Annotated in this window: 33 protein-coding genes; 1 reads left to right on the top strand and 32 read right to left on the bottom strand. The window is 66.6% G+C overall.

Translation table 11 applies throughout. The features are described from left to right. Positions 1–37: 37 nt before the first annotated feature. The 20 genes from rplO to rpsJ form a co-directional block, all read right to left on the bottom strand. A complete protein-coding gene (gene rplO / locus ACWGSM_RS05690) occupies positions 38–619 on the bottom strand; it encodes a 50S ribosomal protein L15 (protein ID WP_452321977.1) in 582 nt (193 codons plus the stop codon). Further along, the gene (gene rpmD, locus ACWGSM_RS05685) at positions 619–804 is read right to left on the bottom strand and encodes a 50S ribosomal protein L30 (RefSeq protein WP_071640253.1); all 186 of its coding nucleotides are present in this window, start codon (positions 802–804) and stop codon (positions 619–621) included. Before rpmD ends, rplO begins: the two co-directional genes overlap by 1 nt. Further along, a complete protein-coding gene (gene rpsE, locus ACWGSM_RS05680; RefSeq protein ID WP_271639519.1) occupies positions 804–1,484 on the bottom strand; it encodes a 30S ribosomal protein S5 in 681 nt (226 codons plus the stop codon). The genes rpmD and rpsE overlap by 1 nt, the downstream gene beginning before the upstream one ends. Then, positions 1,481–1,840 carry a 50S ribosomal protein L18 gene (rplR, locus tag ACWGSM_RS05675; RefSeq protein ID WP_101188495.1) on the bottom strand — a complete coding sequence of 120 codons (360 nt, stop codon included), beginning with the start codon at positions 1,838–1,840 and terminating at the stop codon, positions 1,481–1,483. Before rplR ends, rpsE begins: the two co-directional genes overlap by 4 nt. Positions 1,841–1,842: 2 nt before the next feature. Further along, positions 1,843–2,379 (bottom strand): 50S ribosomal protein L6, encoded by a 537-nt coding sequence (rplF, locus tag ACWGSM_RS05670; protein WP_452321976.1) that lies wholly within the window; start codon positions 2,377–2,379, stop codon positions 1,843–1,845. A gap of 6 nt (positions 2,380–2,385) precedes the next feature. Then, positions 2,386–2,784 (bottom strand): 30S ribosomal protein S8, encoded by a 399-nt coding sequence (gene rpsH / locus ACWGSM_RS05665; protein ID WP_313355390.1) that lies wholly within the window; start codon positions 2,782–2,784, stop codon positions 2,386–2,388. 151 nt (positions 2,785–2,935) lie between these two features. Next, positions 2,936–3,526, bottom strand: coding sequence for a 50S ribosomal protein L5 (gene rplE / locus ACWGSM_RS05660; protein WP_452321975.1), 591 nt, complete (start codon positions 3,524–3,526; stop codon positions 2,936–2,938). Then, positions 3,526–3,885 (bottom strand): 50S ribosomal protein L24, encoded by a 360-nt coding sequence (gene rplX / locus ACWGSM_RS05655; protein ID WP_452321974.1) that lies wholly within the window; start codon positions 3,883–3,885, stop codon positions 3,526–3,528. Before rplX ends, rplE begins: the two co-directional genes overlap by 1 nt. 2 nt (positions 3,886–3,887) lie before the next feature. Then, positions 3,888–4,256, bottom strand: coding sequence for a 50S ribosomal protein L14 (gene rplN / locus ACWGSM_RS05650; protein WP_452321973.1), 369 nt, complete (start codon positions 4,254–4,256; stop codon positions 3,888–3,890). Next, on the bottom strand, positions 4,253–4,567 hold the full coding sequence (rpsQ, locus tag ACWGSM_RS05645) for a 30S ribosomal protein S17 (RefSeq protein ID WP_452321972.1): 315 nt from the start codon (positions 4,565–4,567) through the stop codon (positions 4,253–4,255). Before rpsQ ends, rplN begins: the two co-directional genes overlap by 4 nt. After that, on the bottom strand, positions 4,567–4,884 hold the full coding sequence (gene rpmC / locus ACWGSM_RS05640) for a 50S ribosomal protein L29 (RefSeq protein WP_101188489.1): 318 nt from the start codon (positions 4,882–4,884) through the stop codon (positions 4,567–4,569). The genes rpsQ and rpmC overlap by 1 nt, the downstream gene beginning before the upstream one ends. Next, positions 4,884–5,303 (bottom strand): 50S ribosomal protein L16, encoded by a 420-nt coding sequence (rplP, locus tag ACWGSM_RS05635; RefSeq protein WP_452321971.1) that lies wholly within the window; start codon positions 5,301–5,303, stop codon positions 4,884–4,886. The genes rpmC and rplP overlap by 1 nt, the downstream gene beginning before the upstream one ends. Then, on the bottom strand, positions 5,303–6,067 hold the full coding sequence (gene rpsC / locus ACWGSM_RS05630) for a 30S ribosomal protein S3 (protein WP_071640276.1): 765 nt from the start codon (positions 6,065–6,067) through the stop codon (positions 5,303–5,305). The genes rplP and rpsC overlap by 1 nt, the downstream gene beginning before the upstream one ends. Then, on the bottom strand, positions 6,067–6,468 hold the full coding sequence (gene rplV / locus ACWGSM_RS05625; RefSeq protein ID WP_182254257.1) for a 50S ribosomal protein L22: 402 nt from the start codon (positions 6,466–6,468) through the stop codon (positions 6,067–6,069). The genes rpsC and rplV overlap by 1 nt, the downstream gene beginning before the upstream one ends. A gap of 38 nt (positions 6,469–6,506) precedes the next feature. Further along, entirely contained in the window at positions 6,507–6,788 is a 282-nt protein-coding gene (gene rpsS / locus ACWGSM_RS05620) for a 30S ribosomal protein S19 (protein WP_071640280.1), read from the bottom strand. A 12-nt stretch (positions 6,789–6,800) separates the two neighbouring features. Beyond that, on the bottom strand, positions 6,801–7,640 hold the full coding sequence (gene rplB / locus ACWGSM_RS05615; RefSeq protein WP_336646366.1) for a 50S ribosomal protein L2: 840 nt from the start codon (positions 7,638–7,640) through the stop codon (positions 6,801–6,803). A 20-nt stretch (positions 7,641–7,660) separates the two neighbouring features. Beyond that, positions 7,661–7,981 (bottom strand): 50S ribosomal protein L23, encoded by a 321-nt coding sequence (rplW, locus tag ACWGSM_RS05610; protein WP_099194598.1) that lies wholly within the window; start codon positions 7,979–7,981, stop codon positions 7,661–7,663. Next, positions 7,978–8,643, bottom strand: coding sequence for a 50S ribosomal protein L4 (rplD, locus tag ACWGSM_RS05605; RefSeq protein ID WP_313355371.1), 666 nt, complete (start codon positions 8,641–8,643; stop codon positions 7,978–7,980). The genes rplW and rplD overlap by 4 nt, the downstream gene beginning before the upstream one ends. 4 nt (positions 8,644–8,647) lie before the next feature. Continuing rightward, positions 8,648–9,307, bottom strand: coding sequence for a 50S ribosomal protein L3 (gene rplC / locus ACWGSM_RS05600; RefSeq protein ID WP_452321970.1), 660 nt, complete (start codon positions 9,305–9,307; stop codon positions 8,648–8,650). Positions 9,308–9,315: 8 nt separating this feature from the next. Then, positions 9,316–9,624 (bottom strand): 30S ribosomal protein S10, encoded by a 309-nt coding sequence (gene rpsJ / locus ACWGSM_RS05595; protein ID WP_017201594.1) that lies wholly within the window; start codon positions 9,622–9,624, stop codon positions 9,316–9,318. Between the two features lie 410 nt (positions 9,625–10,034). Between rpsJ and ACWGSM_RS05590 the strand changes: the two genes are divergently transcribed. Then, on the top strand, positions 10,035–10,787 hold the full coding sequence (locus tag ACWGSM_RS05590; RefSeq protein ID WP_452321969.1) for a response regulator transcription factor: 753 nt from the start codon (positions 10,035–10,037) through the stop codon (positions 10,785–10,787). Positions 10,788–10,807: 20 nt separating this feature from the next. Here the strand turns inward: ACWGSM_RS05590 and ACWGSM_RS05585 are convergent, their stop codons facing one another. The 12 genes from ACWGSM_RS05585 to ACWGSM_RS05530 form a co-directional block, all read right to left on the bottom strand. Then, positions 10,808–11,962 (bottom strand): hypothetical protein, encoded by a 1,155-nt coding sequence (locus ACWGSM_RS05585; RefSeq protein WP_452321968.1) that lies wholly within the window; start codon positions 11,960–11,962, stop codon positions 10,808–10,810. After that, positions 11,962–13,596 (bottom strand): sensor histidine kinase, encoded by a 1,635-nt coding sequence (locus ACWGSM_RS05580; protein WP_452321967.1) that lies wholly within the window; start codon positions 13,594–13,596, stop codon positions 11,962–11,964. Before ACWGSM_RS05580 ends, ACWGSM_RS05585 begins: the two co-directional genes overlap by 1 nt. Before the next feature lie 56 nt (positions 13,597–13,652). Next, a complete protein-coding gene (locus ACWGSM_RS05575) occupies positions 13,653–14,282 on the bottom strand; it encodes a signal peptidase I (RefSeq protein WP_452321966.1) in 630 nt (209 codons plus the stop codon). Between the two features lie 49 nt (positions 14,283–14,331). Beyond that, on the bottom strand, positions 14,332–15,216 hold the full coding sequence (locus tag ACWGSM_RS05570) for a hypothetical protein (protein ID WP_452321965.1): 885 nt from the start codon (positions 15,214–15,216) through the stop codon (positions 14,332–14,334). Next, on the bottom strand, positions 15,213–15,764 hold the full coding sequence (locus tag ACWGSM_RS05565) for a hypothetical protein (RefSeq protein WP_452321964.1): 552 nt from the start codon (positions 15,762–15,764) through the stop codon (positions 15,213–15,215). The genes ACWGSM_RS05570 and ACWGSM_RS05565 overlap by 4 nt, the downstream gene beginning before the upstream one ends. Before the next feature lie 13 nt (positions 15,765–15,777). Next, positions 15,778–16,302, bottom strand: coding sequence for an alternate-type signal peptide domain-containing protein (locus ACWGSM_RS05560; protein ID WP_452321963.1), 525 nt, complete (start codon positions 16,300–16,302; stop codon positions 15,778–15,780). Positions 16,303–16,610: 308 nt separating this feature from the next. Next, complete coding sequence (locus ACWGSM_RS05555; RefSeq protein ID WP_452321962.1) at positions 16,611–16,769, bottom strand: hypothetical protein; 159 nt, start codon at positions 16,767–16,769, stop codon at positions 16,611–16,613. A 52-nt stretch (positions 16,770–16,821) separates the two neighbouring features. Further along, positions 16,822–18,015 (bottom strand): elongation factor Tu, encoded by a 1,194-nt coding sequence (gene tuf, locus ACWGSM_RS05550; protein WP_452321961.1) that lies wholly within the window; start codon positions 18,013–18,015, stop codon positions 16,822–16,824. A 179-nt stretch (positions 18,016–18,194) separates the two neighbouring features. Next, positions 18,195–20,309 (bottom strand): elongation factor G, encoded by a 2,115-nt coding sequence (gene fusA / locus ACWGSM_RS05545; protein ID WP_452321960.1) that lies wholly within the window; start codon positions 20,307–20,309, stop codon positions 18,195–18,197. Between the two features lie 77 nt (positions 20,310–20,386). Continuing rightward, entirely contained in the window at positions 20,387–20,857 is a 471-nt protein-coding gene (gene rpsG / locus ACWGSM_RS05540) for a 30S ribosomal protein S7 (RefSeq protein ID WP_017201608.1), read from the bottom strand. Between the two features lie 5 nt (positions 20,858–20,862). Beyond that, on the bottom strand, positions 20,863–21,231 hold the full coding sequence (gene rpsL, locus ACWGSM_RS05535; RefSeq protein WP_018187369.1) for a 30S ribosomal protein S12: 369 nt from the start codon (positions 21,229–21,231) through the stop codon (positions 20,863–20,865). Positions 21,232–21,443: 212 nt separating this feature from the next. Beyond that, positions 21,444–22,091, bottom strand: a complete 648-nt coding sequence (locus tag ACWGSM_RS05530; RefSeq protein ID WP_452321959.1) for a spermidine/putrescine ABC transporter substrate-binding protein — start codon at positions 22,089–22,091, stop codon at positions 21,444–21,446. Between the last annotated feature and the right edge of the window lie 55 nt (positions 22,092–22,146).

Below are 22,146 nucleotides of genomic sequence, written 5' to 3'. Positions count from 1 at the left end.
CGATCTCCGACCCCTCCCAGCGTTCACCGCGGCTTGATCAGTTGACCGAACCGCCGGCGGCGACGATCTTCTGCTCGGCGCTGCCGGAGACCTTGTCGACTGACACGGTCAGCTTGACCGAGATGTCGCCGTCACCGAGGACCTTGACCTTCTCGTTCTTGCGCACGGCACCCTTGGCGACCAGGTCGCTGACGGTGACATCGCCACCCTGGGGGTACAGCTCAGCGAGCTTGGCCAGGTTCACGACCTGGTACTCGACGCGGAACGGGTTCTTGAACCCGCGCAGCTTCGGGGTGCGCATGTGCAGCGGCATCTGCCCACCCTCGAAGCCGAGGCGCACGGTGTTGCGCGCCTTGGTGCCCTTGGTTCCACGACCGGCGGTCTTGCCCTTCGAGCCCTCACCGCGACCGACACGGGTCTTCGCGGTGTGAGCGCCGGGAACGGGACGCAGGTGGTGCACCTTCAGCACGGTCGGACGCGAAGCCGGGGCGTCGGCGTCCTTCTTGGCCGGTGCCTTCTTGTCGGCGGCCTTGACCGGAGCGGCCTTCGCGGCAGCCGGCTTCTTGGCAGCGGTCTTCGGGGCCTTCTCAGCCTCGACGGTTTCGTTCTTCTCAGCCATTAGTCGATCTCCTCAACCTTGACGAGGTGCGCGACGGCGCGGACGTAGCCGCGGGTCTGAGCGTCGTCGGGACGAACGACCGAGTCGCCGATCCGCTTGAGACCGAGCGAACGCAGCGTGTCGCGCTGGTTCTGCTTCTCGCTCACCTTGGACTTGATCTGCGTGACCTTGAGGCGCTCAGCCATCAGGCACCTACCTTCTGCGCGGCGGCGGCAGCGGCCTTCGCCTCGTTGCGGATGATGATCTCCGGCACGACGGCGTCGTAGTCGAGGCCACGACGAGCGGCGACGGCGCGCGGCTCCTCGAGACCCTGCAGAGCCTCGACCGTGGCGTGCACGATGTTGATCGTGTTCGACGAGCCGAGCGACTTCGACAGGACGTCGTGGATGCCGGCGCACTCGAGCACGGCACGCACCGGACCACCGGCGATGACACCGGTACCGGCAGCGGCCGGACGCAGCAGAACGACGCCTGCAGCGGCCTCACCCTGCACGGGGTGCGGGATGGTCGAGCCGACGCGCGGAACGCGGAAGAAGTTGCGCTTGGCCTCTTCGACACCCTTCGAGATCGCCAGGGGCACCTCGCGGGCCTTGCCGTAGCCGACGCCGACCAGACCGTTGCCGTCACCGACGACCACGAGAGCGGTGAAGCTGAAGCGACGACCACCCTTCACGACCTTCGAGACGCGGTTGATGGTGACGACGCGCTCCAGGAACTGGTTGTCCCCGCGATCGCGCGAGTTGCGGTCGCGGCTCTGGCCACGGTCGCGACCGCCACGGCGGTTGTCGCGCTGCTCACGCTGCGGCTCGGCCTGAGCCTCGGCAGGAGCGGTTTCGGTCACTTCGTTCTCCTTGATGTCACTCACAGTGCCAGCCCCCCTTCACGGGCGCCATCGGCGATGGCGGCGACACGACCGGCGTAGCGGTTGCCGCCACGGTCGAACACTGCCTCGGAAACGCCGGCGGCCTTCGCGCGCTCAGCGACGAGCTCGCCGACCTTGCGGGCCTTGGCGGTCTTGTCACCGTCGAAGGAGCGCAGTTCGGTCTCGAGCGTGGAAGCGGATGCCACCGTGTGGCCCTTGGCGTCGTCGACGAGCTGCACGAACACGTGGCGCGCGGAGCGGTTGACGACGAGACGCGGGCGGACGTCGGAGCCGACGATCTTCTTGCGAAGACGTGCGTGGCGACGCGCGCGGGCGGCGGACTTGGACTTCACAGCCATGGTTACTTACCAGCCTTTCCGGCCTTGCGACGCACGACCTCGCCGGCGTAGCGCACGCCCTTGCCCTTGTACGGCTCGGGCTTGCGGATCTTACGGATGTTGGCAGCGGCCTCGCCGACAGCCTGCTTGTCGATGCCGCTCACGGTCACCTTGTTGGTGCCTTCGACCGTCAGGGTGATGCCTGCGGGCGGGTCGACCAGGACCGGGTGCGAGAAGCCGAGTGCGAACTCGATCGAGTTGCCCTTCTGCTGCACGCGGTAACCGGTGCCGACGACCTCGAGGCCCTTGGTGTAGCCCTGGGTGACGCCGACGATGTTGTTGTTGATGAGGGTTCGGGTCAGACCGTGCAGCGAGCGCGACTCGCGCTCGTCGTCCGGGCGGGTGACGAGAACCTGGTTCTCCTCGACCGTGACCTCGATGGGGTTGGCCAGGGTGAGCGAGAGCTCGCCCTTGGGCCCCTTGACTGCGACCTCGCGGCCGTCGACCGAGACGGTCACGCCGGAGGGGATGTCGATGGGAAGTCGTCCGATTCGCGACATGTCAGATCACCACACGTAGGCGAGAACTTCTCCGCCCACGCCCTTCTGCTCAGCCTGACGGTCGGTGAGAAGACCGGAGGAGGTGGACAGGATGGCAACGCCGAGGCCACCGAGGACCTTGGGCAGCTCGGTCGACTTCGCGTACACGCGCAGACCGGGCTTCGACACGCGCTTGATGCCGGCGATGGAGCGCTCACGGTTGGCACCGTACTTGAGCGAGAGGGTGAGGTCGCTGCCGACGCGGGCGTCGGTGACCTCGAAGCCGGCGATGTAGCCCTCCTGCTGGAGGATCTCGGCGATGTTCGTCTTGAGCTTGCTCGACGGCATGGTCACGGAGTCGTGGTGCGCCGAGTTCGCGTTGCGCAGACGGGTCAGCATGTCTGCGACCGGGTCTGTCATCGTCATAGTGGATTCCTTAGATCATGAGGTTCCGGCTGCCGTTACACGACAGGCGGCCTTCGATGAGAGTCGCGCCCGAGCGGACGCACAATCTTCAATTGTACGGGCACTTCGACAGGCTCAGCGACCCACAGGGGCCACTGAGCCTGTCGAGGTGTTACGCCGGGGCGTCGGCGGCCTTGAACGGGAAGCCGAGCGCACGCAGGAGAGCGCGACCCTCGTCGTCCGTCTTGGCCGTCGTGACCACGGTGATGTCGAAGCCGCGGACGCGGTCGATCTTGTCCTGATCGATCTCGTGGAACACGCTCTGCTCCTGGAGACCGAAGGTGTAGTTGCCGTTGCCGTCGAACTGGTCGGCCGACAGACCGCGGAAGTCGCGGATGCGCGGCAGCGCCAGGTTGACGAGACGGTCGACGAACTCCCACGCGCGGTCGCCACGGAGGGTGACGTGCGCGCCGATGGCCTGGCCCTCGCGCAGCTTGAACTGCGCGATGGACTTGCGGGCCTTCGTGACGATGGGCTTCTGACCGGTGATCTTGGTGAGATCGTCGATCGCGCCCTCGATCACCTTGGAGTCACGAGCCGCCTCACCGACACCGGTGTTGACGACGACCTTGACCAGGCCGGGGATCTGCATGACGTTCGAGTAGCCGAACTCCTCCTGCAGAGCCTTCTTGATCTCGGTGTTGTACTTCTGCTTCAGGCGAGGCTGGGTCTTGCCAGTCTCAGCAGCAGTTGCCGTTGCCATCAGAGGTCCTTACCTGACTTCTTCGCGTAGCGCACGCGGACCGTGCGCTTCACGCCGTCCTTGACCTGCTCCTCGACGCGGTGTCCGACGCGGGTCGGCTTCTTGGTCGAGGGGTCGACGAGAGCGACGTTGGAGATGTGGATCGGGGCCTCGACGGTCTCGATGCCACCGGTCTTGGTGCCGCGCTGGGTCTGGCCGACACGGGCGTGGCGGGTGACGAAGTTGACGCCCTCCACCACAACGCGGTTCTGCCCGACGAGGACGTCGAGGACCTTGCCCTGCTTGCCGCGGTCGCCGCCCTTGTCCTGCTTGCGGCCGCTGATGACCTGAACCAGGTCACCCTTCTTGATTTTCGCCATGATCAGATGACCTCCGGGGCGAGCGAGACGATCTTCATGAACTTCTTGTCGCGAAGCTCACGGCCGACCGGTCCGAAGATGCGGGTGCCGCGGGGCTCCCCGTCGTTCTTCAGGATGACGGCGGCGTTCTCGTCGAACTTGATGTACGAACCGTCGGCACGACGCGTCGACTTGACTGTGCGGACGATGACGGCCTTGACCACATCGCCCTTCTTGACGTTGCCGCCGGGGATCGCGTCCTTGACGGTCGCGATGATGGTGTCGCCCAGACCGGCGTACCGGCGGCTGGAGCCACCGAGAACGCGGATCGTGAGCAGCTCCTTGGCGCCGGTGTTGTCGGCGACCTTGACGCGGGACTCGTTCTGGATCACTTGGCCTTCTCCAGGATCTCCACCAGACGCCAGCGCTTGGTGGCGCTCAGCGGGCGGGTCTCGTTGATGAGAACGAGGTCGCCGATGCCGGCGGTGTTGTTCTCATCGTGCGCCTTGACCTTCGAGGTGACGCGGATGACCTTGCCGTAAAGCGGGTGCTTCACGCGGTCCTCGACCTCGACGACGATGGTCTTGTCCATCTTGTCGCTCACGACGTAGCCACGGCGCGACTTGCGGTATCCACGCGCGCCTGCGTCGCGGACATCGTGCTCGCCGTGCTCCACGGCGTCAGCAGCCTTCTTCTCAGCCATTACTCGGCCTCCTCCTTCGGAGCGGCCTCGTCAGCGGCATCCGCCTTCTTGGCCTTGCTCTTCTTCGCCTTCGCGGGAGCCTCGACCGGAGCGGGCGTCGCACGGATGCCCAGCTCGCGCTCGCGGATCACGGTGTAAAGGCGCGCGATGTCGCGCTTGACGGCGCGGATGCGGCCGTGGCTCTCCAGTTGGCCGGTGGCCGACTGGAAACGGAGGTTGAACAGCTCCTCCTTGGCCTTGCGCAGCTCCTCGACGAGGCGCTGGTCTTCGAACGTGTCGAGCTCGCTCGGTGCGAGCTCCTTGGTGCCGATCGCCATTACGCGTCGCCCTCCTCGCGCTTGATGATGCGTGCCTTGAGCGGCAGCTTGTGAATGGCCCGGGTGAGGGCCTCGCGAGCGAGTTCCTCATTGACGCCCGCGACCTCGAAGAGGACACGGCCCGGCTTGACGTTGGCGACCCACCACTCGGGCGAGCCCTTACCCGAACCCATGCGGGTCTCAGCGGGCTTCTTGGTGAGCGGACGGTCGGGGTAGATGTTGATCCACACCTTTCCGCCACGCTTGATGTGACGGGTCATCGCGATACGAGCGGACTCGATCTGACGGTTGGTCACGTAGGCGGGGGTCAGCGCCTGGATGCCGTACTCACCGAACGACACCTTGGTGCCGCCTGTGGCCTGGCCCGAACGCTTCGGGTGGTGCTGCTTGCGGTACTTGACCTTGCGAGGGATAAGCATCAGGCAGACGCTCCTTCTGCGACGGGAGCCTCGTTGCGACGGTCACCGCGGTCGCCACGGGGGCCACGACGGTCGCCACGCTCGCGCGAAGGCTTCTGGTTGGCCTGCTCGCGAGCAAGCTCCTTGTTGGTGAGGTCGCCCTTGTAGATCCAGACCTTCACGCCGATGCGGCCGAAGGTGGTCTTCGCCTCGTAGAAGCCGTAGTCGATGTTCGCGCGCAGCGTGTGCAGCGGCACACGACCCTCGCGGTAGAACTCCGAGCGGCTCATCTCCGCGCCGCCGAGGCGGCCGGAGACCTGGATGCGGATGCCCTTGGCGCCGGCGCGCTGAGCGCCCTGCAGACCCTTGCGCATCGCGCGGCGGAACGCCACGCGAGCAGAGAGCTGCTCGGCGATGCCCTGCGCGACGAGCTGAGCGTCGGCCTCGGGGTTCTTGACCTCGAGGATGTTCAGCTGGATCTGCTTGCCGGTGAGCTTCTCGAGATCACCGCGGATGCGCTCGGCCTCGGCGCCGCGGCGGCCGATGACGATGCCCGGACGTGCGGTGTGGATGTCCACACGCACGCGGTCGCGGGTGCGCTCGATCTCGATGTTCGAGACGCCGGCGCGGTCGAGCTGCGTCTGCAGCAGACGACGGATCTTGATGTCCTCGGCGACGTAGTCGGCGTAACGCTGGCCCGGCTTCGTCGAGTCCGAGAACCAACGCGACACGTGGTCCGTGGTGATGCCGAGGCGGAAGCCGTACGGGTTGACCTTCTGGCCCATTACTTGCTCGCCTTCTTCGTCTTGGCCGCCGGTGCGGCCGCCTCAGCGACCTCCGGGGTGGCCAGCACGACCGTGATGTGGCTCGTGCGCTTCTTGATCTGCGAGGCACGACCCTGAGCACGGGGGCGGAAACGCTTGAGCGTCGTGCCCTCGTCGACGTACGCGTTCTTCACGTACAGGTCCTGCTCGTCCAGGAATTCGCCGTCACGGTCGGCCTTGACCGACGCGTTGGCGATGGCGGAGTGCACGAGCTTGTAGATCGGCTCGCTGGCACCCTGCGGTGCGAACTTCAGAATGGCCAGTGCTTCCTGCGCCTGCTTGCCCTTGATGAGCGCGACGACACGACGAGCCTTCTGAGGGGTCACGCGGATGTGCTTGACGCGTGCGATGGATTCCACCATTGTTCTCCTCCTCTGTTTCTGTCCAGAGCGTCACCGCGTCAGCGGCGACGGCCCTTCTTGTCGTCCTTCTCGTGGCCGCGGAAGGTGCGGGTGGGCGCGAACTCGCCCAGCTTGTGGCCGACCATGGTCTCGGTCACGAACACGGGGATGTGCTTGCGACCGTCGTGCACAGCGATGGTGTGTCCCAGCATTGCGGGGATGATCATCGAGCGACGCGACCAGGTCTTGATGACGTTCTTCGTACCGGACTCGTTCTGTCCGACCACCTTGCGAAGCAGGTGCTCGTCGACGAAGGGGCCCTTCTTGAGACTGCGTGGCATCTTCCTCTACTCCTACTTGCGCTTCTTGCCGGCGTTGCGGCGGCGGACGATGTACTTGTCACTTTCCTTGTTGGCGTGACGGGTACGACCCTCAGCCTGGCCCCACGGGGAGACGGGGTGACGACCACCGGATGTCTTGCCCTCGCCACCACCGTGCGGGTGGTCGACCGGGTTCATGGCGACACCGCGGACGGTCGGGCGAACGCCCTTCCAGCGCTTGCGGCCGGCCTTGCCCCAGTTGATGTTCGACTGCTCGGCGTTGCCGACCTCGCCGATGGTCGCGCGGCAGCGCGCATCGACGTTGCGGATCTCGCCCGAGGGCAGACGCAGCTGTGCGTAGGGGCCGTCCTTTGCGACCAGACGCACCGAGGCGCCGGCCGAACGGGCCATCTTCGCTCCGCCACCGGGACGCAGCTCGATCGCGTGGATCACGGTACCGGTGGGGATGTTCTTCAGCGGCAGGTTGTTGCCCGGCTTGATGTCAGCGCCGGCACCCGACTCGACGACGTCGCCCTGCTTCAGCTTCGTCGGCGCGAGGATGTATCGCTTCTCGCCGTCGAAGTAGTGCAGCAGCGCGATGCGCGCGGTGCGGTTGGGGTCGTACTCGATGTGAGCGACCTTGGCGTTGATGCCGTCCTTGTCATTGCGACGGAAGTCGATGACGCGGTACTGGCGCTTGTGGCCACCACCGATGTGACGGGTCGTGATGCGGCCCTGGTTGTTGCGACCACCGGTCTTGGAGAGCGGGCGCAGCAGCGACTTCTCAGGCGTCGATCGGGTGATCTCGGCGAAGTCGGCCACCGACGAACCGCGGCGACCCGGGGTCGTGGGCTTGTACTTGCGAATAGCCATTATCTGTCCTTATCCCCCGGTCAGCCGACTGCCGTGAAGATGTCGATGGAACCCGACTTGAGAGACACGATCGCGCGCTTGGTGTCCTTGCGCTTGCCGGTGCCGAAGCGGGTGCGGCGGGCCTTGCCGACGCGGTTGATCGTGTTGACCGAGGCCACCTTGACACCGAAGATCTTCTCGATGGCGAGCTTGATCTCGGTCTTCGAGGCGCGCGGGTCGACGAGGAAGGTGTACTTGCCCTCATCGATCAGGCCGTAGCTCTTCTCGGACACGACCGGTCCGAGGATGATGTCGCGCGGGTCCTTGTTCAGGGCCGTGGCGAGAACGTTCTGCTCGGTCATGCCGAGACCTCCTCTGCGGTCGCGCCTGTCTTCGAGGCGATGAAGCCCTCGAGTGCGGCCTTGGTGAAGACGATGTCGTCGGAGACGACGACGTCGTAGGCGTTCAGCTGGTCGAAGCTGATCAGGTGAACGTTCGCGAGGTTGCGGACGCTCTTCGTGGTCAGCTCGTCGGAGCGCTCGATGACGACCAGCACGTTCTTCGACGGAGCGACGGAGGCCAGCAGGCCGGCCGCAGCCTTGGTCGAGGGGGTGCTGTCGGCGACGAAGGCCTCGACCGCGTGCAGACGCTCGCCGCGCAGACGGTCGCTCAGTGCGCCACGCAGGGCGGCGGCGATCATCTTCTTGGGGGTGCGCTGCGAGTAGTCGCGCGGCTGCGGGCCGTGGACGGTGCCACCGCCGCGGTGCTGCGGCATGCGGATCGAGCCCTGACGGGCGTTACCCGTGCCCTTCTGCTTGAAGGGCTTGCTGCCGGAGCCGGACACCTGGCCGCGAGTCTTCGTGGCGTGGGTGCCCTGACGCGCGGCTGCGAGCTGCGCGACGACGACCTGGTGGATAAGCGGGACGTTGGTCTCGACGTCGAAGATCGAGGCGGGCAGCTCGACCGAGCCTGCCTTCTTGCCGTCGACCGACAGGACGTCGATTGCCAGAGTGGAGTCAGCCATGGGATCAGGCACCCTTCACTGCGTTGCGGACGTACACGATACGACCACGTGCGCCGGGGACGGCGCCCTTGACGAGCATGAGTCCCTTCTCGGCGTCGATGGCGTGCACCGTGAGGTTGAGGACGGTCACGCGCTCGCCGCCCATGCGGCCGGCCATGCGCATGCCCTTGAACACGCGGCTGGGGGTCGACGAGGCGCCGATCGAGCCGGGCTTGCGGTGGTTGCGGTGCGCGCCGTGGGAGGCCGAGACGCCGGCGAAGTTGTGACGCTTCATGACACCGGCGGTGCCCTTGCCCTTGCTGGTGCCGACGACGTCGACCAGCTGGCCTGCCTCGAACACGGCGTCGAGCGTGAGCTCCTGGCCGAGTGAGTAGTCAGCGGCGTCCGCAGTGCGGATCTCGGTGACGTGGCGACGCGGAGTCACGCCGGCAGCCTCGAAGTGGGCGGTCAGCGGCTTGTTGACCTTGCGGGGGTCGATCTGGCCGTAGGCGATCTGAACGGCGTTGTAGCCGTCCTTCTCGGGGGTGCGAACCTGGGTGACCACGTTCGGGGCCAGCTCGATGACGGTCACGGGGATGAGCTTCCCGTTCTCGTTCCAGACCTGGGTCATGCCGAGCTTCGTGCCGAGCATGCCCTTGGAAATCTTTGCGTTGATGTCAACCATGGCGGACCTCAGAGCTTGATCTCGATGTTGACATCGGCGGGCAGGTCGAGACGCATCAGCGAGTCGACGGCCTTCGGCGTCGGGTCGACGATGTCGATCAGACGCTTGTGGGTGCGCATCTCGAAGTGCTCGCGGCTGTCCTTGTACTTGTGGGGCGACCGGATGACGCACACGACGTTCTTCTCGGTCGGAAGCGGCACGGGGCCGACGACGGTCGCGCCCGCACGGGTCACGGTGTCGACGATCTTTCGTGCCGACGTGTCGATGACCTCGTGGTCATACGACTTCAGGCGAATGCGGATCTTCTGTCCCGCCATTGTCTGCTCTCTCTCTATAGGCGTCGTACCGTCCGGGGCCGGGTGACCCTGGGGCATTGGACGCTCGATGGCGCTGGTCGCGCCTTCGGCACTTGCGCACCGCTGTTCTCTTTTCACCATGAAGACGCCAGCATCGGATGCTCGCGTCTTCGAGTGGGAGTTGTTCTGCTGCCCGCGGCCTAGAACCCTGCAGCATCCTTGGGATGTCGCCGTCTATGCACAGTCGTGACAGTGATTCCGCGCATCACGAAGAGCGCAGAAATGTGGAACCTGTCTATTCTGCCACGCGGATTCCGGTGCCGCAAACCCGGGCGTGTCGCGGTCGCGTGTCCCGACCCGCTACTCGGGTAGATGCGTTTTCGCGCTATCATCTCAGGCGCCGGAGATCGTTCCGGCAATGGGGAGGCGACGTGGCAGATTCGCAGAACGCGGTGGTGATCGAGGACGATCCGGACATCAGAGAACTCGTGCGCGAGGTGCTCGAACAGGCGGGGTTCCGCGTGTTCGTGGCGGGCACCGGGGCCGACGGCATCGCTCTGATCGACGAACACCACCCGCTCGTCACGACGCTGGACGTGAGTCTTCCCGGCATGGACGGGTTCGAGACGGCGCGCCGCATCCGCGCGTTCAGCACCACCTACATCGTCATGCTGACCGCGCGGGCGGAGGAGATCGACGCCGTGCAGGGACTGCAGTCCGGTGCCGACGACTATCTGACCAAGCCGTTCCGGCCGCGCGAGCTGCGGGCGCGCATCGACGCCATGCTGCGCCGGCCGCGGTCGCTCAGCGCCCCGGGCAGCGCGTCGGCGCCCGTCGCGCAGCACGACGGCGGCGACGAACAGGACTGGGTCGAGCACAGAGGACTCCGGCTGCATCCCGCGATGCGTCTCGTGACCGCCGACGACACATCGCTCGAGCTCACCCGCAGTGAGTTCGACATCCTCCGGGATCTGCTCACCTCGGGTCGTCGCGTGGTCTCGAAGGAGGTGCTCGCCTTGATGCTGCGCGGTGACCGTATGGCGGGAGGAAGCTATGTGAGCGAGCACGACGTCCGTGCCATCGAAGTGCACGTCGCCAACCTCCGGCGCAAGCTCGGCGAGTCGGCCACGCAGCCCCGGTGGATCGAGACGGTGCGCGGGGTCGGCTACCGCCTGGCGGTCTGAGCGGCTTCGGCCGCTGGTTCTCATTCCGCGATCACGACCGACGCGTCGAGGCTCGTGGTCGCGCGTCCCGCGGCGTCGAACGCCGCACGGATCAGAGCGCGTGCATCCTTGCCGTAGGTGTCGGCGACCGCGACGCCGACACCGATCACCGGGATCACGGCAGTGCCGCGATCGGCCAGATCATCGAGCATCCGTCTCTGGATGCGGCTCGCCATCCGCCGCACCGCAGACGGCGACTCGGCCTCGACGGCGAGCCCGAGGGCGTTCGGTCCGAGTTCGCCGACCGGCGCCATCGCGGGCGCGTAGCGCCGGAGCGACTCGCGGCACAGGGCCATAACCGCCTCCTGCTCGCTCGCCCCGAACGCGATGCCGATCTGCGGGAGGTCGTCGGCGCGGAACGCGATCACGCCCAGCGTGCGCTCCTCTTCGCGGTCGACCTCGATGATCCGCTGCACCATGACGAAGAACGAGCGTGCGGTCAGCAGGCCGTCGCCCGTCAGGCTCAGTTCGCTGCTGCCCTCTCCGAAGACGACCGCGTTGTTGCGGAGCGTGGTCGTCGTGACCAGCGCGACGATCAGGAGCACGATGGTCAGGATCCCCGTGTTGCTCGAATCGAACCACGCGCGGAAGACGTCGCTGGCAGGGCCCAGGATCATGAACACCGCGCTGCGCGCGCCGTAGTAGATGCCGCCCACGATCAGCACGACGGTCAGGCCGATGGTCTCAGGGGTGTCTCCGTTGCGCCCGCGTCGTGACTCGGCGGCGCCGAGCAGCGCGAAGACGGCCACGCCCGCGAACGTCGCGGCGGCGCCAGCCCACTCACCTGCTGCTGCGCCTTCGACGAAGACGGCGGCGACCGAGATGAGGACGGCGGCTGCGACGATCATGCTCGGGCGCAGCAGACGGTGCGCGTTGTGCCGCAGGCATCCCAGCCAGAGGCATCCGACAGTGCCGACCAGCGCCCCGTTGCCGATGGCGAGCGGAACAAGGTGCTCGTCGACCTTCATCCACACCAGGTACGCGATCACGGTGAGGATGCCGAACAGATACGCCACCGCCCACAGCTGACCTGCCCGGCTCTCCTGACGCAGCAGGGTCTCGAGCAGGTACATCACCGCAGCGGAGAGCGCCGCGACAGACACGAGGACGTTGACGGTGTATGCATCCAGCTGCATCAGGTCTCCTCCCGGGCTGCCGGCGACGGCAGCGACATCGTGAACTCGGCACCCTCGCCGAGAACAGTGCTCACCGTGAGCGAGCCGTTGTGCGCCACGACGATGTCGCGGCTGATCGACAGGCCGAGTCCGCTGCCGTGCGTCACGGACTGCCGGACGAGCGCGGAGCGGAAGAACCGCTCGAACAGTCGCGGCACTTCGCCGGCGGGGATGCCCGGTCCGTCATCGCGAACCGCAAGCGCCACCCGATCGGCTTCAGCACGCACCTCGACCTCGACTCGACCGCGGTCTCTGCCGTACTTCACCGCGTTCGAGACGAGGTTGTCGATCACCTGACGGATGCGGTGCGCGTCGACGTGGGCCCAGACCGGGCCGTCCGCGAGCATCTCGATGGCCATGCCGCGTTCCGCCGCGGGCAGCAGCGCCGACTCGATGGAGGCTGCGGCGAGCGCCGTGAGGTCGGTGCGCTCGGGTCTGATCGACAGGGACACCCCCATGCGCGACATCGCCGATGCGGCCACGAGATCCGACACGATGGCGAGCAGCCGAGCGGCGTTGCGCTCGACGACCTCGAGGCTGCGCCGCGACGAGGCGGAGAGGGTCTCATCGTCGAGGACCAACTCGACATAGCCGGTGATCGAGGTCAGCGGGGTGCGCAGCTCGTGCGAGACGGATGCGATCAGGTCTTCCCGTGCGCGCAGCGCGAGCTCCTCCGCGGTCGTGTCCTGGGCCACCACGATCAGCCCGTCGTGCATGATGTTCTTCCCGGTGAGACGGCGTGAGCTGAACTGCAGCGAGCGGCGGGCGAGGTCACCGGGGGCGCCGAACCAGACGAGAGTGCGGTCGATCTCCTCCCCTCGTCGCGCGCGGGCGAGAGGGAGCTCGTCGTCGGCGAGCGGGGTCAGCCCGTCCGAGGCGAACGGCTGCAGTACGTCGGTGTCGCCGATGGCGGAGTGCAGACGGGCCATGGCTTCATTCGCGACGACCTGATCGCCGTTCGCCGTCAGGCGGATGAGCCCGAAGTCGACGGCATCCAGCGCCTCGGTGACGAGCTCCTCCTGGCCTCTGGCGCGATCCACTGCCCGTCGCAGCTCACGCGACTGCTTCTCGAGCACAACGCGCTGCGCACCGGATCTCCACGACGCGACCGCGGCGATCGTCGCCAGTCCCGCGACGACGATCGGGAACACCACGAACGCCGAGAGCAGAGGAGGCGCGTCGACGAGGACGATCGACGCCCAGTAGAGCATGGTGACCACGACGGTCGCTCCGACCACTCCGAGCATGCCGAGCGTCGAACCGACCCACATCGCGGGGAAGAGCCACAGCAGCGGGAATCCGGATGCCGGGGACGAGAGTGTCAGCAGCATGACCGCGCCGATGTCGATCAGCGGCAGGAGCAGCACGAGTCCCACCGGGCTGCGCTGCCACGGGACGAGGATCGCGGCCCCCGTCGCGATGAAGATCAGCGTCAGGCCGAGCATCAGGGCGTCGACCCCGACGACGGCTCCCATCGCGAGCGAGAGGAGCACGGCGAGGAGCACGGCGGTGCCGAGCAGGACCTGGTTGAGCAGAACAGCCCTGTCGCCTACGTGTCGCAGCGCGGTCGGGGCATCCGACGCCAGGAACGTCATTACTCGAATCTAACCCGCGGCATGACAGCCGACGGCACCGTCGTGGGGCGGCGGGGTCAAAGATGCGCAGATCCTGAGCCTGTCGAGGCGACGCCCTTGCCGGTCCGCTCGCGCAGCCCTCTCACGATCGTCACGACGCCGTAGCCGAACAGCCCGGCTGCCACGGCCGGCAGCACCCACGCGCGCGCGACGCCGGTGAACACGTTGTTGATCCAGCCGATGTACGGCACCGAGTACCAGAGTTTGCCGACCACCTGCACCGGCCGTACGGGCGTCTCGTCATCGACGTTGTTGGCGTCACCTCGCGTCACGAACAGACGGTCCCCCGTCGCATCCGACCCGACCCCGACGATGCGATGCGTGGCCACCTGGGGCTCACCCGAACGCAGCTGGAAAGTGATGACGTCGCCCAGCTGGAGTTCATCGCTCGCCGTGGGCTGCACGACGACAAGGGTGCCGGGCGGGTACGTCGGCTCCATCGATCCGGTGAGCACGGCGAACGTCTTCGCGCCGAAGAGGGTCGGAACGACGATGACCGCGGCCGCGATCGCAACGACTGCGGCGAGCAGCGCCCAGGAGAAGCCTGCGAGGATCGGACGCCACCACCGCTCGGGGGCTGCGGCCTGGGGCGATCGGCCCGCGTCCGCCGTGGCTTCGCGTGCGGCGGTTCGTGTCAGCAAGGTCATTCGGATCTCCTCTCGGCGGTCGTGGGAGCGATGGACAGTGTGCCGCGTTTCAGCCCGCGCAAGTGACGGCTCCGAAGAAGTTGCGGCTGACTTTGGCGTCGGCGATGTTCGAGCGCGTGCCGGACGGCGCCTCGAACTGGACCAGCACGCTCTTGTCAGCCAAGTCGAACCACTTCGCGCCGAGCTCGAAGATGGCGATGGCATCTGCGGTGAAGGATCTCGACGCTTCATCCCTGCCGTTGACGACTAAGCGATATGTGCCCGTGGACGGTGCGATGAACGAGACCTTCGCACTGCCCAGCGCTCCCGAGCCGGAGGTGCACTGAGCGACTCCTGCTGTCGGCGCACTCAGCGTCAGCGATGCCGGCTTCGCTGCGGCCGCCCAGTTGTGCAGACGAGGAGTGACGACGACGGTCAGTTTCGCCGATGTTCCCCGATTCACCAGCGACATGCGCGAATAGGTGACGTCGACGCAGACTCTGGCCGTGCTTCCCGGCGCGAGCGCCGCGGCCGGACTGGCGACGTTCACCGTGCCGGTGGCGGGAGTGACGACGTAGGCATCCGATGTCGGCGCCGGACACGCCGCGGAAGCCGACGCCACGGCGACACGGGTTCGGACCAGAGCGGGCGATGCGAACGCCTGCGTCGACGACAGGGCGATGTCCACGCTGGCCCAGGGTGCGCCCCCGGAATTGCTGATCGTGCTCTCGACCAGTCTCGATCCCGTGAAGCCCTCGAGGTTCGCCGCTGTGCCTCCCAGCGTCGCGGTCATGTCGGAAGGTCCCGTTATCGCGAACGATGCGCTGCGCGCGCTGGCGGCGGTCTGAGCGGCAGCTGTCCAATATGCGAACGCCGCAGTCGGTGCAGCGACGACCACGAGCACGGCGGCGGCAAGCCCGGCCGCCCAGGAGCGGCGTGAACCGAGAACGCTCATTGCTGGGCTCCGTTGAGGACGAGGGTCAGTGGCGCGGCCTGGCCCTGGCTGCCGGCAGACGCGGTGGCCGGCAGCTGCTGCCACGCGCACAGCGTCAGCGACTGCTGCGGCACGAGCACGGCGAGCACCGTGCTGTTCGCCCCCACCGCGCCGACCCATGCACCCGCCGGCGGTGTCGTCGCGCACGAGGGCGAGGCCTGTAGTGCGACGTGAACCTGGATCGCGCGCGCGAGCGGCGCCGCAGCGTCCGGCGTCGTCGGGCTGATCGACAGGGCGAGCGGTACCGTACCGGTGTTGATGACCAACGGCGCAGCCGTCGGGTGCAGTCGAGTGGCCGGCCCGCCAGGATGCACCGCGTCGGCGTTCTGAGCGGCGACCGCACTGATGGACAGCTGGGCGCTTCCGGTCGTGATCGCTGTGGCGCCCGGCACGGTTGCTTGCGCTGAGAGGAACGCCATGGTTCCCGGCGCACCGACGACCGCCAGCACGACCGCTCCTGTGACGAGGAGCGTCGCGCCGAGCGGCCGGCGGCGAGCAGGGGAGGTCATGGTCTTCGACGGATCACTTCTGCGAGACGGTGACCGTGGCCGCAGCGAGATCGATCTGCTTGCCCATGCCGGCCTGCGACGGGGTGGTGCCGAGCGGCCAGTTCAGTGAGAACAGGAACTGCCCGCCCGCGGCGCCCTTGGCGACATCGAAACTGAGGGCGTTGATCGTTGCGTTGTTGTAGGTGCCGGAGGCCGTCGCAACCATCTCCGCAGGCAGCTCCCCGTGGCCGGCCCAATCGATCTCAGCCTTGGCCTGGAGGTTGTCGCCCGTGGCGAGGGTGCTGAACCCTACCGTGCAGGTGACGGTGTCGCCCGGCACCATGCGGAAGTCGGCGATCTTGTTGATCGTCGCGCTTGCGCCGCTATTCGTGACCTTCCACTCGCAGCCCTTCGGGATCTCCACGTCGAGCTTGCCGGTGGTGATGGTCGCCGCAGCGGCGGTGGCCGAGTCCTGCCAGTACGCGAGGGTGCCCGCGCCGCCCATGAGCAGAGCGATGGCGGCCGCGACGGCGATGGTTCCCTTGGTGGTCTTGTTCATGACGATTACTCCCCTTGTGTGGATGCGCCCCCATGGCGCGCTTCGCGGAGGAACCGGCCCCGACGACGCGGGCGACAGCGGCTCTAGGAACTCCGGTGAAGCTGCATCCATTGTCACACGAGCGTGTCCCCCAAATGGGGGACACGCGCGAACCCTGAGGTTTCTCTTGTCCCCCGAATGGGGGACAACGGTTTCCGCTGAGGTGATCCTGAGCTTCGAGGGGGCGCGACCGCACGCGGGCGCGGAAAAGGGGTGCTGCGCCAGAATGCGCAGCACCCCCTAGACGGTGCGGGACTGGCCCGCGACGGTCACTCGTTGCCGACGGCCCCGTCGGCATTGTCCCGGATGTCGTCGATCTGCTCCGCCGCTCCAGGAGCGACCTTCTTCGCGAAGTCGGCGATCTCGTCGAGCACCTTGTCGCTGATGTCCTCCGCCTGCTCGCTGCGGCGCGGCCTGCAGCAGTGCACGCAAAGAGGGGCCGGACCCGAAGGTCCGACCCCTCTTTCGAGAAGCAGATGCTTACGCGTTGACCTTGGTCACCGTGCCGGCGCCGACGGTGCGGCCACCCTCACGGATCGCGAAGCCGAGGCCCTCTTCCATGGCGATCGGCTGGATCAGCTCGACCGACATGTCGGTGGTGTCACCGGGCATGACCATCTCGGTGCCCTCGGGCAGCGAGATGACGCCGGTCACGTCCGTGGTGCGGAAGTAGAACTGCGGGCGGTAGTTCGTGTAGAAGGGGTTGTGACGGCCACCCTCGTCCTTCGAGAGGATGTAGGCAGTGCCCTCGAAGTTGGTGTGCGGGGTGATCGAACCCGGCTTCACGACGACCTGTCCGCGCTCGACATCCTCGCGCTTGGTGCCGCGGAGCAGCAGACCGCAGTTCTCGCCGGCCCATGCCTCGTCGAGCTGCTTGTGGAACATCTCGATACCGGTGACCGTGGTCTTCTGCGTCGGACGGATGCCGACGATCTCGACCTCGGAGTTGATGGCAAGGGTGCCACGCTCGGCGCGGCCCGTGACGACCGTTCCACGACCGGTGATCGTGAAGACGTCCTCGATCGGCATGAGGAACGGCTTGTCGCGGTCACGCTCGGGGTCCGGGATGGAGTCGTCAGCGGCCTGCATGAGCTCGACGATCGAGTCGACCCACTTCTCTTCGCCGTTGAGGGCGCCGAGAGCCGAGACCTTGATGACGGGAGCGTCGTCGCCGGGGAAGCCCTGCGACGAGAGCAGCTCGCGAACCTCGAGCTCGACGAGCTCCAGGATCTCCTCGTCGTCGACCATGTCCGACTTGTTCAGCGCGACCATCAGGTACGGCACGCCGACCTGCTTGGCGAGCAGCACGTGCTCACGCGTCTGAGCCATCGGGCCGTCGGTGGCGGCGACCACGAGGATGGCACCGTCCATCTGAGCGGCACCGGTGATCATGTTCTTGACGTAGTCGGCGTGGCCGGGGGCGTCGACGTGCGCGTAGTGGCGCTTCGGGGTCTCGTACTCGATGTGCGAGATGTTGATGGTGATACCGCGCTGACGCTCCTCGGGAGCCGAGTCGATCGTCGCGAAGTCACGCTGGACGTTCGTGGCCGACGGGTACTTGTCTGCAAGCACCTTCGAGATCGCGGCAGACAGCGTGGTCTTGCCGTGGTCGACGTGACCGATCGTTCCGATGTTGACGTGCGGCTTGGTCCGCTCGAACTTGGCCTTGGCCACTGGGTCCTCCTCAGGACGTTCGTGTAGAGATGGCCGGGCACTGGATTGTGACCGGCTCCCTACGGATTTCGGTTTCTCAGTTTAGTAGAGAGTGAATGTGAAGTTGTGGGGTACCGGCTCTTCGACAGGCTCAGGAACCCAGCTGGGCTGCTGAGCCTGTCGAAGACCCGGAGAAGGGCTTACTCGCCCTTGGCCTTCTGGATGATCTCATCCGCAACAGCGCGCGGAACCTCAGCGTAGCTGTCGAACTCCATCGAGTAGACGGCGCGACCCGAGGTCTTCGAGCGCAGGTCACCGATGTAGCCGAACATCTCCGACAGCGGAACCGATGCACGCACGACCTTGACGCCCTGGGCGTCCTCCATCGACTGGATCTGGCCACGACGCGAGTTCAGGTCGCCGATGACATCGCCCATGTACTCCTCGGGAGTACGCACCTCGACCGCCATCAGCGGCTCGAGCAGCACCGGGTTGGCGCGACGTGCGGCTTCCTTGAAGCCCATGGAACCGGCGATCTTGAACGCCATCTCCGAGGAGTCGACGTCGTGAGCAGCACCGTCGACGATGGTCGCCTTGACGCCCACCATCGGGTAGCCCGCCAGGACGCCGACGTTCATCGCATCCTGGAAACCAGCGTCGATCGATCCGATGTACTCGCGCGGGATACGGCCACCGGTGACCGAGTTCACGAACTCGTACGTCTTCTCGCCGTCGAGGTCGAGCGGCTCGATGTTGAACTGGATCTTCGCGAACTGACCCGATCCACCCGTCTGCTTCTTGTGGGTGTAGTCGTGCTTCTCGACGATCTTCTTGATCGTCTCGCGGTAGGCCACCTGGGGCTTTCCGACGTTCGCCTCGACGCGGAACTCGCGCTTCATGCGGTCGACGAGGATGTCGAGGTGCAGCTCGCCCATGCCCTTGATGGTCGTCTGACCGGTCTCGGGGTTGAGCTCGGTGCGGAAGGTCGGGTCCTCCTCAGCGAGCTTCTGGATCGCGAGACCCAGCTTCTCCTGGTCGGCCTTGGTCTTCGGCTCGATGGCGACCTCGATCACCGGCTCCGGGAACGTCATCGACTCGAGCACGACCGGGGCTGCCGGGTCGGCGAGGGTGTCACCGGTGGTGGTGTCCTTCAGGCCGATGACGGCGTAGATGTTGCCCGCGGTGAGCGAGTCGACCGGGTTCTCCTTGTTGGCGTGCATCTGGAAGATCTTTCCGATGCGCTCCTTCTTGCCCTTGGTCGAGTTGACCACGGCGGAGCCGGAGTCGAGGTGACCCGAGTACACGCGCACGTAGGTCAGGCGACCGAAGAACGGGTGCACCGCGACCTTGAAGGCGAGCGCCGAGAACGGATCGTTGGCGTCGGGGTGACGCTCGATGACCTTCTCCTCGTCCTTCGGGTCGTGCGCCTCGATGGCACCGACGTCGAGGGGGTTGGGGAGGAAGTCGACGACCGCGTCCAGCATCGGCTGCACGCCGCGGTTCTTGAATGCCGAGCCGCAGAGCACGGGGTAGATCTCGTTGGCGACGACCATCTTGCGGATGGCGCCCTTGATCTCGTCGATGGTGAGCTCTTCGCCACCGAAGAACTTCTCGAGCAGGGCGTCGTCGGTCTCGGCGACGGTCTCGAGCAGCTGCTGACGGTACTCCTCGGCCTTCTCCTGAAGGTCGGCGGGGATCTCCTGCACCTCGTACGAGGCACCCATGGTCACGTCACCCTTGGAGTCACCGGGCCAGACCAGTGCGCGCATCTGGATGAGGTCGACGACGCCGACGAAGTCGCTCTCAGCGCCGATCGGGAGCTGCAGCACGAGCGGCTTGGCGCCCAGGCGGTTCACGATGGTGTCGACGGTGTAGTAGAAGTCGGCGCCCAGCTTGTCCATCTTGTTGACGAAGCAGATGCGCGGGACGTCGTACTTGTCGGCCTGACGCCACACGGTCTCGGACTGGGGCTCGACGCCCTCCTTGCCGTCGAACACGGCGACCGCGCCGTCGAGGACGCGCAGCGAGCGCTCGACCTCGACCGTGAAGTCGACGTGACCGGGGGTGTCGATGATGTTGATCTGGTTCTTGTTCCAGAAGCAGGTCACGGCGGCCGACGTGATCGTGATGCCGCGCTCCTTCTCCTGCTCCATCCAATCGGTGGTCGCGCCACCATCGTGGGTCTCACCGAGCTTGTGGTTGACACCCGTGTAGAACAGGATGCGCTCAGTGGTGGTGGTCTTGCCGGCATCGATGTGCGCCATGATGCCGATGTTGCGGACCTTGCTCAGGTCGGTGAGCACTTCTTGTGCCACGGGGGTTCCTCCGGGATGGTTCAGGAACGAACAGAGAGTGGGAGCGGATGCCGCGGTGGCGGCATCCGCTCGGCCCCTTACCAGCGGTAGTGGGCGAAGGCGCGGTTCGACTCGGCCATCTTGTGGGTGTCCTCGCGGCGCTTGACCGCGGCACCCAGACCGTTCGACGCGTCGAGGATCTCGTTCTGCAGACGCTCGGTCATCGTCTTCTCACGACGACCCTTGGCGTAGCTGACCAGCCAGCGCAGCGCGAGGGTGTTCGCGCGGTGCGGCTTGACCTCGACGGGAACCTGGTAGGTCGAGCCACCGACGCGGCGGCTGCGGACCTCGAGGGTGGGGCGCACGTTGTCGAGCGCCTTCTTGAGGGTGGCGACGGCGTCCTGGCCGTTCTTCGCCTCGACACCGCGGAGGGCGCCGTAGACGATCGACTCGGCCAGCGACTTCTTGCCGTCGACGAGGATCTTGTTCACCAGCGAGGTGACGATCGGGGCGCCGTATACGGGGTCGTTGACGACGGGGCGCTTGGGTGCGGGTCCCTTACGAGGCATCTGTCTCAGCCCTTCTTCGCGCCGTAGCGGGAACGAGCCTGCTTACGGTTCTTGACTGCCTGGGTGTCGAGCGCACCACGGACGATCTTGTAGCGGACACCGGGGAGGTCCTTCACACGACCACCGCGGACGAGCACCAGCGAGTGCTCCTGGAGGTTGTGGCCCTCACCGGGGATGTAGGCGGTCACCTCGGTGCCGTTGCGCAGCTTCACACGAGCGACCTTGCGCATCGCCGAGTTCGGCTTCTTCGGGGTGGTGGTGTACACGCGGGTGCACACGCCTGCCTGCTGCGGGTTCGCCTTCAGGGCGGGCGCCTTGGTCTTCGTGACCTTAGGCGAGCGTCCCTTGCGAACCAACTGCTGAATAGTTGGCACGTTCTCTCCTCATAGTGCTGCACGGTGACAGCGTGATGGGTTTCACATCATGACCCACCGGCTCGACAGAGGAGTCGGGCTTTTGGTGTGATGGGTATGCCGTGGAGGCGAACCGACGGTGTCGGCGCCCTGCATGCGCGCACAGTCGTGCACACACACGGTCAAGTGTAGACGCCGCGGGGGCGGCGGTCAAATGAGCATCGGATGCTGTGCTACGGCGTATCGGGGTCGAAGGGCGAGTCCAGCGCTTCGCTGAGCTCGGCGAGCATGGCCTCGATCTGCGGCTCGACGTACTGCGATATCGCCGCCTGCACGTGGAGCCGGTGCCGCAGCAGCAGTCCGCAGATCTCGCGCCCGATCATGTTGGCGTACTCGTCGGCGAGCGCGACCTCCTGACGGAGCGCGGCTTTGGCCTCGTCGGACAGCGGGGGCAGCGGGGGCAGCTGGGCGGCCGCGTCGTCGGCCATGCCCGCGACGGTGAAGAGGAACGGAGCCCCTGGGACGGGGTCGGGGTCGAGCGGCATCCCCTCGTATTCGGGCTCGAGGCCCTCGGCGGGACGGTAGGCACGCGACCGATTCCTGGCCGCCTGGTGGTCGAGCTCGGCCTGGAGCATGGGGAGGTTGTGTGCCGTGTACTCGGCGACGGCCTGGTCGACGATCGCCTTGATCCGCGTCGAGAGTCCGTGCTGCACCCCGTGCGGCACGTTTCCGCCGATGCCGACGGCGGAGAGCACGGGAGAGCCGAGGCAGCGACGACACGGTGCCACCCGGCCGCGGTGCGTCGCCGGCGCCCAGCGCGGCACCCAGCGCAGCCAGGCCTCGACGGCCTGGTCGACGAGGGATTCCAGCGACCTCTCCACGAATACAGAGTAGGGCCGGGATGCCGCGCAGGGACGCTTTCCGCGAGGGGCGGCG

The organism is Microbacterium sp. NPDC055521 (assembly GCF_053619695.1).
This window is presented reverse-complemented; position numbering and strand designations above follow the sequence as displayed.

Coding starts and splice junctions, on each gene's coding strand:
- rplO (WP_452321977.1), bottom strand. CDS start 619: ATGGCTGAGAAGAACGAAACCGTCGAGGCTGAGAAGGCCCCGAAGACC.
- rpmD (WP_071640253.1), bottom strand. CDS start 804: ATGGCTGAGCGCCTCAAGGTCACGCAGATCAAGTCCAAGGTGAGCGAG.
- rplR (WP_101188495.1), bottom strand. CDS start 1,840: ATGGCTGTGAAGTCCAAGTCCGCCGCCCGCGCGCGTCGCCACGCACGT.
- rplF (WP_452321976.1), bottom strand. CDS start 2,379: ATGTCGCGAATCGGACGACTTCCCATCGACATCCCCTCCGGCGTGACC.
- rpsH (WP_313355390.1), bottom strand. CDS start 2,784: ATGACGATGACAGACCCGGTCGCAGACATGCTGACCCGTCTGCGCAAC.
- rplE (WP_452321975.1), bottom strand. CDS start 3,526: ATGGCAACGGCAACTGCTGCTGAGACTGGCAAGACCCAGCCTCGCCTG.
- rplX (WP_452321974.1), bottom strand. CDS start 3,885: ATGGCGAAAATCAAGAAGGGTGACCTGGTTCAGGTCATCAGCGGCCGC.
- rpsQ (WP_452321972.1), bottom strand. CDS start 4,567: ATGGCTGAGAAGAAGGCTGCTGACGCCGTGGAGCACGGCGAGCACGAT.
- rpmC (WP_101188489.1), bottom strand. CDS start 4,884: ATGGCGATCGGCACCAAGGAGCTCGCACCGAGCGAGCTCGACACGTTC.
- rplP (WP_452321971.1), bottom strand. CDS start 5,303: ATGCTTATCCCTCGCAAGGTCAAGTACCGCAAGCAGCACCACCCGAAG.
- rpsC (WP_071640276.1), bottom strand. CDS start 6,067: ATGGGCCAGAAGGTCAACCCGTACGGCTTCCGCCTCGGCATCACCACG.
- rplV (WP_182254257.1), bottom strand. CDS start 6,468: ATGGTGGAATCCATCGCACGCGTCAAGCACATCCGCGTGACCCCTCAG.
- rpsS (WP_071640280.1), bottom strand. CDS start 6,788: ATGCCACGCAGTCTCAAGAAGGGCCCCTTCGTCGACGAGCACCTGCTT.
- rplB (WP_336646366.1), bottom strand. CDS start 7,640: ATGGCTATTCGCAAGTACAAGCCCACGACCCCGGGTCGCCGCGGTTCG.
- rplW (WP_099194598.1), bottom strand. CDS start 7,981: ATGACCGAGCAGAACGTTCTCGCCACGGCCCTGAACAAGGACCCGCGC.
- rplD (WP_313355371.1), bottom strand. CDS start 8,643: ATGGCTGACTCCACTCTGGCAATCGACGTCCTGTCGGTCGACGGCAAG.
- rplC (WP_452321970.1), bottom strand. CDS start 9,307: ATGGTTGACATCAACGCAAAGATTTCCAAGGGCATGCTCGGCACGAAG.
- rpsJ (WP_017201594.1), bottom strand. CDS start 9,624: ATGGCGGGACAGAAGATCCGCATTCGCCTGAAGTCGTATGACCACGAG.
- ACWGSM_RS05585 (WP_452321968.1), bottom strand. CDS start 11,962: ATGCAGCTGGATGCATACACCGTCAACGTCCTCGTGTCTGTCGCGGCG.
- ACWGSM_RS05580 (WP_452321967.1), bottom strand. CDS start 13,596: ATGACGTTCCTGGCGTCGGATGCCCCGACCGCGCTGCGACACGTAGGC.
- ACWGSM_RS05575 (WP_452321966.1), bottom strand. CDS start 14,282: ATGACCTTGCTGACACGAACCGCCGCACGCGAAGCCACGGCGGACGCG.
- ACWGSM_RS05570 (WP_452321965.1), bottom strand. CDS start 15,216: ATGAGCGTTCTCGGTTCACGCCGCTCCTGGGCGGCCGGGCTTGCCGCC.
- ACWGSM_RS05565 (WP_452321964.1), bottom strand. CDS start 15,764: ATGACCTCCCCTGCTCGCCGCCGGCCGCTCGGCGCGACGCTCCTCGTC.
- ACWGSM_RS05560 (WP_452321963.1), bottom strand. CDS start 16,302: ATGAACAAGACCACCAAGGGAACCATCGCCGTCGCGGCCGCCATCGCT.
- rpsG (WP_017201608.1), bottom strand. CDS start 20,857: ATGCCTCGTAAGGGACCCGCACCCAAGCGCCCCGTCGTCAACGACCCC.